The organism is Ignatzschineria sp. LJL83, assembly GCF_054871845.1.
Genome location: NZ_JBTXLY010000018.1, coordinates 19,480 through 29,398, shown reverse-complemented (window position 1 = coordinate 29,398; position 9,919 = coordinate 19,480). Strand labels below are relative to the sequence as shown.

Genomic DNA, 9,919 nt, shown 5'->3' with positions numbered 1-9,919 from the left:
TTCAAGGGTAAGATGTGAATAATGCGACATAATTCAACTCCGGGAAGGGATGGATAATGGAGCATTGTCACATCTTACTTCCGTTTCAGATAGTTAAAAAGTGTCGCACTTCATACTTGGATCTAAGTATCTTTAATATCAAAATTATCATAACTGTCGCCCTTTTGGTTTGAAGCTCTCAAAAAAATTCATACTACGCGCAGAAGAGTTACAGATAAATGTTCAGATAAATATCAATATTCGATCCAACAATGAATCTGAAAAAGGCATAAAAAAAGCTTAGAGAATTTCTCTAAGCCTTTGGTTTTAAGCATTATCGTTACATTATTCTGATATGATTTTAATATATAAATCAATAATATAGAGATATTTTATCGATGATTTTTATCAATAAGTTTTTTGGATAAATCAATTACTCATCACTATGCAAATAACGTGCGAGCATTGTCATATCATCAGAAGGACCAATATCTGCCCATACAACGTATGCTGAACCTTTCGCAGATTCGATTACTTCACCCTTCTCCGTTTTTAACTCACCAATAATGATGTCACGGTTGCCGTGCTGGTTGATCACTTCTAAACGGTCGCCTGTTGAGAAACGGTTTTTCGCTTGTAACTTAGAAAGACCTGTTTCTGCATCATATTCCAATACTTCTGCCACATATTGCTGACGAGAATGGATGGAATTTCCTGTTAAGTAGTTTTGATAAGCATGCGGTGCGTGACGTTGTAAGAAACCTTCTGTATAACCACGGTTCGCAAGACCATCTAATTTACCGTAAAGCTCAGGATTGAACTCTCTGCCCGCAAGTGCATCATCAATGGCTTGACGATAGAGTTGTGTCGTTCTTGCAACATAGTAAGGAGATTTTGTACGACCTTCGATTTTGAGAGAATCAACACCAATTTCAATTAATTTTTGAACGTGCTGAATCGCGCGAAGATCTTTTGAGTTCATGATGTATGTTCCATGCTCATCTTCACTGATCTCCATCCAATCGCCTTTACGCTGACCATTTTCTTGGATGAGATATGGTTTTACTGCTTCAGGATGTGGCGTATATGCTTTTCCTGTTGAAAGGTCGGTATATGCTACTTCATTCATTGCATCTTGAATAAATGTCACAGGATTCACACCGATATTTGGATGCTGGCTCTCTTCACGATAGATGCGTTGCATATCTGTTCCGACCGGCACAAGTTCCCCTTCCGGCGTTTCAGTACCATCTGTTAAACCATAGTTCCAACGACAAGAGTTCGTGCATGTTCCCTGATTCGCATCACGGTGGTTAAAGTAACCTGATAACAAGCAACGACCTGAATAAGCGATACAGAGCGCACCATGAACAAATACTTCAAGCTCCATATCTGGACATTCTTGACGAATCTCTTCAATCTCAGAAATCGATAATTCACGAGATAAAATCACGCGCGTTAAACCTTGCTTCTGCCAGAATTTTACAGTTGCGCTGTTTACGGCATTTGATTGCACGGAAAGATGGATATCTTGATCTGGGAAACGCTCACGAACCATCATGATTAAACCTGGATCTGACATGATTAATGCATCAGGTTTGAGCTCTAATACCGGCGACATATCATCAACGAATGTTTTTAATTTTCCACCGTGTGGCATGGTATTTACGGCAAGGAAGAATTTTTTATCATGCTCATGCGCGTAATCAATTCCCATTTTTACACGTTCTGTGTTACGGAAATCATTGTTACGAACACGTAAGCTATAACGTGGTAAACCTGCATATACTGCATCAGCGCCGTAAGCGTATGCATATTGTAAGTTTCTAAAAGTTCCTGCCGGCGCAAGAAGTTCTACTGATCTTTTTTGTGACATTTTAAAAGTTCCTTTCAAGGGAAAGCGATCGACCGCATTCAATTTAAAATTAAATGTATCTCGTAAAAAACAAAAAACGTAGAATCACGCTACGTTTCTAGTGTTTATTTGAGGGTGTTTTGACAACATTTTGCTGTACTTCATTCCTGCAATAACCTGATAAATTCAAGTCGTGCCGTATTCTACTACACTCATTTTATTTTACTAGAGAATTTACCCAAATACCCTTGATACAAATTTACAACATGTCGCTATTCAAGCGCTTTTTTAGAAACTTTTACTGTGGAATATTTAATTATTTTTACAATTGATGGATATTAAGTATATTTAATATCAAAAAGATAATAATATTAAATATTCACAGCCTCAAACTTGCGATTTAATAAATGCCCCATAAATGAAATACTGATACTTATAAAATAAGGAGCTTGCTTGTGAAAGTTATCGAACAGCTCATCGAAGAGAGTAAAACACCTATATATATTTTATTAATGTCTGCGCTCATTGGTATTCTCGCGGGATTATTAGGAACTGTATTTCAAATCAGCGTAGCTTTTATCTCATCCTTTAAAGTGTCTAGTATAGAAGGCTACTTTAGTGAAAAATGGCAACTGGGCATTGCTGTCTTCTGTATCTCTGCATTATTAGCAATGTTTTCCTATTATATTGTGAAAAAGTTTGCGCCTGAAGCAAGTGGTTCTGGTATTCCTGAAATAGAAGGCACCTTGCAAGATCTTCGTCCTACTCGCTGGCGCCGAGTGATTCCTGTCAAATTTTTAAGTGGTTTAGGCTCCTTAGGTGCCGGAATGGTTCTCGGAAGAGAAGGTCCCACAGTACAACTTGGCGCAAATATTGGGGCTATGATTGGCGATCTTTTTCGCTTAAAAAACAGTGATGATAAACACACGCTCTTAGCATCCGGTGCGGCTGCTGGATTATCTGTTGCATTTAATGCGCCTTTGGCGGGCATCGTTTTTGTGATTGAAGAGATGAGAAGTGAATTTAAATATGGATTGATTTCATTCAAAGCTATTATGATTGGCTCTGTCATGGCGACTATTGTCTTTAGGATGATTAGTGGTAGTCACTTATTACTCAATATTGGGGAATTTCAAGCCGCAGAATTAATCTCCCTATGGTTATTTCTATTATTGGGGCTTTTCATAGGGGCTTTCGGAATTATTTTCAATAATTCCCTACTCTTTTTACAGGATCGATTCCAAGCATTTTACAACAACAAAACATACCGATTTGTTCTCAGTGGTGGCTTAATCGGTGGAAGTTGTGGCTTAATAGCCCTTTACCTTCCTGACGCTGTAGGAGAAGGTTTTGGTGCAATTACTAGCTGGAGTCAGCATCATTTCTCTATTCAAGTACTGTTCATTTTATTAATTATTCGATTCTTTACATCCATCATCAGCTTCAGCTCCGGTGCATCTGGTGGGCTTTTTTCGCCCCTTTTAGCCCTAGGAACTCTTTCCGGCGCACTATTTGGAAGTATCGCAGCAGATTTTCTCCCATCTTACCAATTAGAACCTGGAATCTTTGCAATCTCCGCAATGGGAGCCCTTTTCGCTGCAACCGTGCGCGCACCCTTAACCGGCGCAATTTTAGTATTAGAGCTTACCGGCAATTTCTCTTTAGTCCTAACAATGCTAATCACTTGCTTAGGCTCCACAATCGCTGCTCAAGCCCTCGGTGGAAGACCTCTTTATACCGTACTCTTAGAGAAAAAATTAGCGAAGCAGAAAGAGAATATTCCTAAACCTTAATTTCTTTATTTAAGATGTTCAGAATTATTTTGGATATTTTCCTAAAAGAATATCAGTTTCACTAAACACACAGTTAGGACTCCCACCTCTTGTATCTTGCATAGAAACAAATACTTGTTTTTCATTTTGATCTTCACTAAAGGTAGCTCCATTCACACATTCACAATATGGATTTTTTTGAATGATTTTTATAGCTTTTTCCATTAATTGTCTATTTTCATCTGATTCTTCACCATAAAAACCTCTATACATATCATCAGATAAAGGAGCTAGCTCTTCTTCATAGCTGTCAGAATCTGCATATATATCCTGTATATTTAAAGTTTCTAATAAATATTCATTCTTTTTCAAAGCTATTTCATAATATTTTACTGAACGACCTTGAAGAATTCTCATCACTTCTTCTCTTTTATTTTGTGGCATTCTATAACCAAAATATATTCCTGTAACCGCTCTAAAATTATAAAACTGTCGTCCAGGTTTTGTTGTAGTAATTCTGATTTCTTTCTCATATTCCCAGCATTTAGATTTTATTCCAAACATCTTTCTTAAAAAACTCTCATGAACATCCTCTAAGAGATCTTGCATATCAACTTCAGGAACAACATCCCTATAATGCATATTAAGAATATTATGATATCGCCCCCAATATTGACATAAAACATCCAAATCATATTCTATGCAAAATCCTCGATGACTATCCCCATAATGCGCCCAAAATAATCTTTCTATTGGAGTGGTGCTAAGTGAATAAATTCCGCTAGACTTAACAAACCCATACATTTCTTCCAATGAACTCTTCACATTTCCGGCGGAGATATTACCCTTAGAACTCATAACATCTAAAAGTTGATTAGGTTTATCTTTAATAAATGTACATTCAAAGGGATCGTTTAAAGTTTCTCTAGTTGCCGCCCAAATATAGTTATTTTGTAAAGCATCTAGATCATGATCATTGCCATATCTATATTTATATACTTTCATGTTCTTTACCTTTCTAGAATGGTTTACAAACTTACCTTACAGAATATTTTTTAAAGAACAACAAAAAACCCTGTAATTTCTTACAGGGTTTTTGTCTATTGATTTGGTGGGTGCTGAGGGGATCGAACCCCCGACCCTCGCCTTGTAAGGGCGATGCTCTACCAGCTGAGCTAAGCACCCAATAGATGGGATATACTAATCTACTGAAGGAAGATTGTCAATTTTACAATGTTTAAATACTGTACAAATTCACCATCTTTTTTGATTCACTTGAAACTGCTGTTTCTTGTCAATCTCACCAACTATACTAGCTTGGAATTAAACTCTACAATGTAGCGGTTTTAAAATTTGGTGGGTGCTGAGGGGATCGAACCCCCGACCCTCGCCTTGTAAGGGCGATGCTCTACCAGCTGAGCTAAGCACCCAATCAGAACCGAGTTCTTCATGGTGTTGCTTGGTTCTGAGCGTCTGCTCCGTCTCAAACAACGAAGACAAGTATACTTCATTTTTCGAATGAGTCAAAACTTTTTGTGCGTAATTATTTATCGAATGAATATACCTAAATCATATCAACCCATTACAATCTGATTTCTTTCTAATAATCTTAAAAACTGTTTTATCTACCCTATTGCTCATCACAAATACTTCCTAAATTAAACCTATACAAACCCAGACAATCCATAAATTAATTCTCACTATATAAGAATAGTATTTTTAAAAACCATGAGATGTTGTTATGTTTAAGAAATCTCGGAGGTCATTATGAAAAATTCAGATCGTATCCTTAATATCCTTTCTTACATTGGAAGAGCAGGAAAACCTGTTTCTCCCAAAGAATTAGAAACACACTTAAATATTCCCATTTCTACCATTTATAGAATTTTGAATATTCTTATCTCATGGGAGTTCATTACCAATTCTCATATTTTGGGACTTTATACATTAGGTGCACAAAGTTTAAAAGGTCGCGATCTTTATGAGAAATATTCCTTCCTTACATCTGATATTCAGAAAATTCTCACGACTTTAATGGAAAACAGTCATGAATCTGCAGCAATTATTGTGAGTGATTTATCGCAAACAATCTGCGTATCCATGATTGAAAGCACACAAGCTTTAAGATGTTCTTTTGTGCCAGGAAAAGGCGATGTCTTAATTCAAGGCGCGAGCGGTAAAACGCTTCTCGCTTTTTATAACGAATCTATTCGTGAAAAAATCCTTAAACAATATTTCCCTCATCAAGATGATCCAAAAAGAATCGCACTAATCGCAAATCTCAACACGATTCAACAACAAGGATATGGCAGAAGTATGGGGGAAATTGATGAAGGCGTTTTAGGAATATCTGCTCCAATTTTCAAACAGAAACAAGCAATTGCCGTGGTAACTTTAATGGCGCCCTATTTCCGATCGCAACACAAAGAAGCGCTATTTATCTCTTTAGTCAAAGAAACAGCAGCGCAGATTACGGACTTTATTAATAACGATTAAGTAACGATTTAACAATCAGTTCATGCATCATTAATTACTTCAAAGGATTTCATAATGAATAATACACATTTTAAATGGGATGGACGTTTTGATGGCAATGAAGAAGCGCATCGCCGTTTTTTCCAAATCGTGAATCAGCAAGAAATAGCAGATTTCACGCTCATTGGCTTTGCATCTGATGAAGGTGTTCGCCGTAATAAAGGAAGATTAGGTGCAAAGAATGGTCCTGATCATATTCGTTCACAAATGACGAGCTTGCCGGTTCATAGCAAATTTTCTCTCAATGATGCCGGCAATATTGCCTGTGATGATGAAGATTTAGAAGGCGCACAGAAAAAACTCGCCCAAAAAATCTCTCAAGTATTACAAGCGAAAAGCTTGCCGATCGTTTTAGGTGGCGGTCATGAAGTAGCTTTTGGAAGCTTTCAAGGTGCATTTAATTATCTACAAGAATCCAAAAAACAGTTCCAACTCGGCATTATTAATTTCGATGCACACTTTGATCTCAGGGAAGCCGATATCGCAACTTCCGGCACGCCTTTCTTAAATGCCGCAAATCTCTGCCAAGAACACAATGTAGATTTTAACTATCTCTGTTTAGGCATTGCCGAACACGGAAACACGCGCATCCTATTTGATACGGCAGATGCTCTCAACGTGACTTATATTCAAGACAAAGAATTATCGGCAAGCAAGATTGCTAGCGCTGTAGATAAACTTCAAGCCTTTGTCGATCGTATGGACTATCTCTATATCACCATCGATTTAGATGTCTTTCCGGCATCCATTGCTCCCGGCGTTAGCGCACCAGCACCGAAAGGAATATCTCTTGAAACATTTGAACTATTTTTCGAAAAACTCATAGATTCCAAAAAAATTATTCTGCTAGATATCGCCGAATGCAATCCTACTTTTGATATTGATAACCGCACTGCCAAGCTCGCAGCATGGATTGTGTATCAATATATTAACAACTCAATTTAACCCCAAGATGGATCTCTGTATATGATTTTTGAATTTGATGTTCTCAGCACCTTACTTTTAACCATTCTCTGCTTACTCGGCGGAAATGAGTTAAAAAAACATATTAATTTTTTACAACGATTCTGTATTCCTGCGCCTGTTATTGGCGGTTTTTTAGTGAGCGTTTTAATTTGGATTTTAAAAGTTTCTAACCTCGCATCCTTCCAATTTGATACGAGTATTCAAACCTATTTAATGATTGCCTTTTTTACCACGATTGGTTTGGGTGGCAGTTTCAGAATCTTAAAATCCGGCGGAAAACTTCTCCTTGTCTATCTTTGCATCTGTTGGTTTATTGCTTTTTTCCAAAACACTTTTGGACTAGGCATTGCAATGGCTCTTGGTATTGATCCTGTTCTTGGCGTAATGTCTGGTGCCGTATCCCTCACAGGCGGTCATGGAGGAGCTGCTGCATTTGGAGGTATGGCAGAAGAATTAGGTCATAGCTCAGCTACAATTACGGCATTAGCATCTGCAACTTTCGGATTAATTGCAGGCAGTTTACTAGGTGGACCCGTTGCAAGCTACTTGATTAAAAAGCATAACGTAAAAATTGAAGCTGATGATGCTTTCCATATGCCGGCAAGCACCAAAGGACAACCTTTACCAACAACTGTAGATACTTTCAGTTTCTTAAAAATGCTCGCATTAGTCCTGCTTTTAATGGTCATTGGTAGATCTCTTTCAAGCTACTTTACAGAAGTAACAGGATTCTCATTACCGGGATATGTCGGCGCAATGCTCGTTGCCGTAATTTTCCGTAATGTGAATGATCTCTTTAATGTATTTGAAATCCAAGAAAAAAGTGTGGATCTCATCTCAGGAGCTTCTTTAGGTCTATTTTTAACAATGGCAATGATGTCCCTGAAGATATGGGAACTCAGCGATGTTGCCCTTCCTCTATTCATTATTTTGGCGCTACAAGTAATCGCAATATTACTCATTACTATTTTTGTGGTATTTCGCCTTCTCGGCAAAAACTATGATGCCGCAGTGATGTGTTCAGGATTATTAGGCCATGGCTTAGGCGCAACACCGAATGCAATGGCAAATATGACATCCGTATGTGATCGTTACAAACTCGTATCAACAAAAGCACTTATGATTGTGCCATTAAGCGGAGCTGTATTAATTGATATCGTGGCAATTCCATATCATACTTACTTGATTAACTTTTTCTCATAATCCAGTAATCATTTAAAAAAGTGACTAACAAAAAGGAAGCTCTAATAATTGAGCTTCCTTTTATGTTTCTTATCATTCTAATGAGAAGTACCTTCTGCATAATTAATTTTATTACCCACATTATATTTTCCGGATGGTTTGTTCATGGGTATACGCTTTATTTCTTCAAGACTTTCCGCATCATACACAATCAAGGCACCCTCTTCATCCCACACACTTAAAATGAGATATCTCCCATCATTTGTAAACTCAACATGTGCGGCATTTTTCCCCGGCATAGGTTTTAAAGTATGGGCTAACTCTAAAGTTTCTTTATCAATTAAGTGGACAGCTTCATTATTGGGACCAAAAAATACATCTGTCCAAGCATATTTAGAGTTGTGGTGGCTTCTCATAAAAAAACCTGGACCTTCTGTAGGAATCTCTTTTACTAACTTCCAAGTATCCATATCAAGAACAGAAATTAACCCTTTTCCAATATTAGGTGTTGCAAAGATATTTTGCCCATTCGATCGCTGCCAATAGATTCCAGATCCTAAATGAGGCATTCCTGGTAAAGGAATATTGGCAACTAATGTTCCATTTTCAAGATCAATCACTTGCCCGTCCTTCGATTTTCTAGAAGTCGCTAACAAATATTGATAATCTGGCGTAAAAGAAAAATCATCTAAATAATCATCCGTAATAATACGTCTAAAATTAAAATCTGGGTTATCGATATAAGGAAATTCCCATACTTCCTGTGTATCTTTCAAAGCAACTATAAAACTATCTCTTGGAGGCGCTGTATAAACAGCACTTGCTCTGGAAGCGATGCCATCCTCGCCTAAAATAGGAATCTCTTTTACAAAAGAGAGATCTTCGGCGTTTAAAACAACTAAAGTCCCAGGCAGATAATTTCCTACCATAATCCATTTTCCATCATAGCTCATTGCTAAATTTCGACTATTTAATGCTACTCTCGTTTCAGCAATAAATGTTAAGTTATATAAATCATATTGACTTACCCAACCATCCCGTGAGGCAAAATATACGAAACGTCCATCAGGAGAAAATTTAGGTCCTCCATGTAGCGCAAAATGACTCTGGAAGCGCGCAATAGATTCAAATGTGTCTCCATCCAAAATGGTTACATGATGCGTACCAGCTTCTACTACAACAAATAGATTATAAGGATCAGAATCATGCTGTGGCGTATTCGGTAATTGATCAATAGGATTAAAAACTGTATGGCTTTTTTGCGTATCTAGCTCATTCCATGTTGGAGGAAACTCAATGGGCGTATATAGATAATCAGCTAATTGATGAATCTGATCACTACTCAAAACATCTTTAAACCCCACCATTTGACTTGCTTCGCGCCCAAACCCAATAACTTCAACAACTTCTGCTTTTTTCAATCGTGCTAAACTTTCCGGCAATAATGCAGGACCTGTGCCCCCAATTCTTTCAGCGGAATGACAAACACTACAGAGCTCTTCATATATTTGGATAGAGGATTTACCTTGTGTTTGACTGAACCCGATATTGAAGATCATGATCAATATACTAAAGAGACTCAACAAACTTCTATTACTCTTTGTTCTATCAGTTTTTTTAGTCCTTTTTT

At 37.4% G+C, this 9,919-nt stretch carries 7 protein-coding genes and 2 tRNA genes; 4 read left to right on the top strand and 5 right to left on the bottom strand.

The annotated features are described in order from the left end of the window. Positions 1-412 precede the first annotated feature (412 nt). On the bottom strand, positions 413-1,855 hold the full coding sequence (trhP, locus tag ACYSN2_RS10600; RefSeq protein WP_461750224.1) for a prephenate-dependent tRNA uridine(34) hydroxylase TrhP: 1,443 nt from the start codon (positions 1,853-1,855) through the stop codon (positions 413-415). A gap of 434 nt (positions 1,856-2,289) precedes the next feature. Here trhP and clcA point away from each other — a divergent pair, with 434 nt between their 5' ends. Beyond that, positions 2,290-3,627 carry a H(+)/Cl(-) exchange transporter ClcA gene (gene clcA / locus ACYSN2_RS10595; RefSeq protein WP_461750223.1) on the top strand — a complete coding sequence of 446 codons (1,338 nt, stop codon included), beginning with the start codon at positions 2,290-2,292 and terminating at the stop codon, positions 3,625-3,627. 24 nt (positions 3,628-3,651) lie between these two features. On the opposite strand, the gene ACYSN2_RS10590 is transcribed toward clcA, so the two are convergent. The 3 genes from ACYSN2_RS10590 to ACYSN2_RS10580 all read right to left on the bottom strand — a co-directional run bounded on the left by ACYSN2_RS10590 (position 3,652) and on the right by ACYSN2_RS10580 (position 5,036). Then, positions 3,652-4,611 (bottom strand): DUF2971 domain-containing protein, encoded by a 960-nt coding sequence (locus ACYSN2_RS10590; RefSeq protein WP_461750222.1) that lies wholly within the window; start codon positions 4,609-4,611, stop codon positions 3,652-3,654. Between the two features lie 104 nt (positions 4,612-4,715). Then, positions 4,716-4,791, bottom strand: a tRNA-Val gene (locus ACYSN2_RS10585). Positions 4,792-4,960: 169 nt separating this feature from the next. Further along, positions 4,961-5,036, bottom strand: a tRNA-Val gene (locus tag ACYSN2_RS10580). 337 nt (positions 5,037-5,373) lie between these two features. Between ACYSN2_RS10580 and ACYSN2_RS10575 the strand changes: the two genes are divergently transcribed. Genes ACYSN2_RS10575 through gltS form a run of 3 tightly spaced genes read left to right on the top strand, consistent with a single transcriptional unit; the run spans position 5,374 to position 8,310 of the window. Continuing rightward, positions 5,374-6,102, top strand: a complete 729-nt coding sequence (locus ACYSN2_RS10575) for an IclR family transcriptional regulator (protein ID WP_461750221.1) — start codon at positions 5,374-5,376, stop codon at positions 6,100-6,102. Positions 6,103-6,156: 54 nt separating this feature from the next. Further along, complete coding sequence (gene hutG, locus ACYSN2_RS10570) at positions 6,157-7,086, top strand: formimidoylglutamase (protein WP_461750220.1); 930 nt, start codon at positions 6,157-6,159, stop codon at positions 7,084-7,086. Positions 7,087-7,107: 21 nt separating this feature from the next. After that, positions 7,108-8,310, top strand: a complete 1,203-nt coding sequence (gltS, locus tag ACYSN2_RS10565; protein ID WP_461750219.1) for a sodium/glutamate symporter — start codon at positions 7,108-7,110, stop codon at positions 8,308-8,310. Between the two features lie 77 nt (positions 8,311-8,387). Here gltS and ACYSN2_RS10560 read toward each other — a convergent pair whose 3' ends face one another. Further along, on the bottom strand, positions 8,388-9,848 hold the full coding sequence (locus tag ACYSN2_RS10560) for a cytochrome D1 domain-containing protein (RefSeq protein WP_461750226.1): 1,461 nt from the start codon (positions 9,846-9,848) through the stop codon (positions 8,388-8,390). Positions 9,849-9,919 lie beyond the last annotated feature (71 nt).

Coding starts and splice junctions, on each gene's coding strand:
- ACYSN2_RS10560 (WP_461750226.1), bottom strand. CDS start 9,848: ATGATCTTCAATATCGGGTTCAGTCAAACACAAGGTAAATCCTCTATC.
- gltS (WP_461750219.1), top strand. CDS start 7,108: ATGATTTTTGAATTTGATGTTCTCAGCACCTTACTTTTAACCATTCTC.
- trhP (WP_461750224.1), bottom strand. CDS start 1,855: ATGTCACAAAAAAGATCAGTAGAACTTCTTGCGCCGGCAGGAACTTTT.
- ACYSN2_RS10590 (WP_461750222.1), bottom strand. CDS start 4,611: ATGAAAGTATATAAATATAGATATGGCAATGATCATGATCTAGATGCT.
- hutG (WP_461750220.1), top strand. CDS start 6,157: ATGAATAATACACATTTTAAATGGGATGGACGTTTTGATGGCAATGAA.
- ACYSN2_RS10575 (WP_461750221.1), top strand. CDS start 5,374: ATGAAAAATTCAGATCGTATCCTTAATATCCTTTCTTACATTGGAAGA.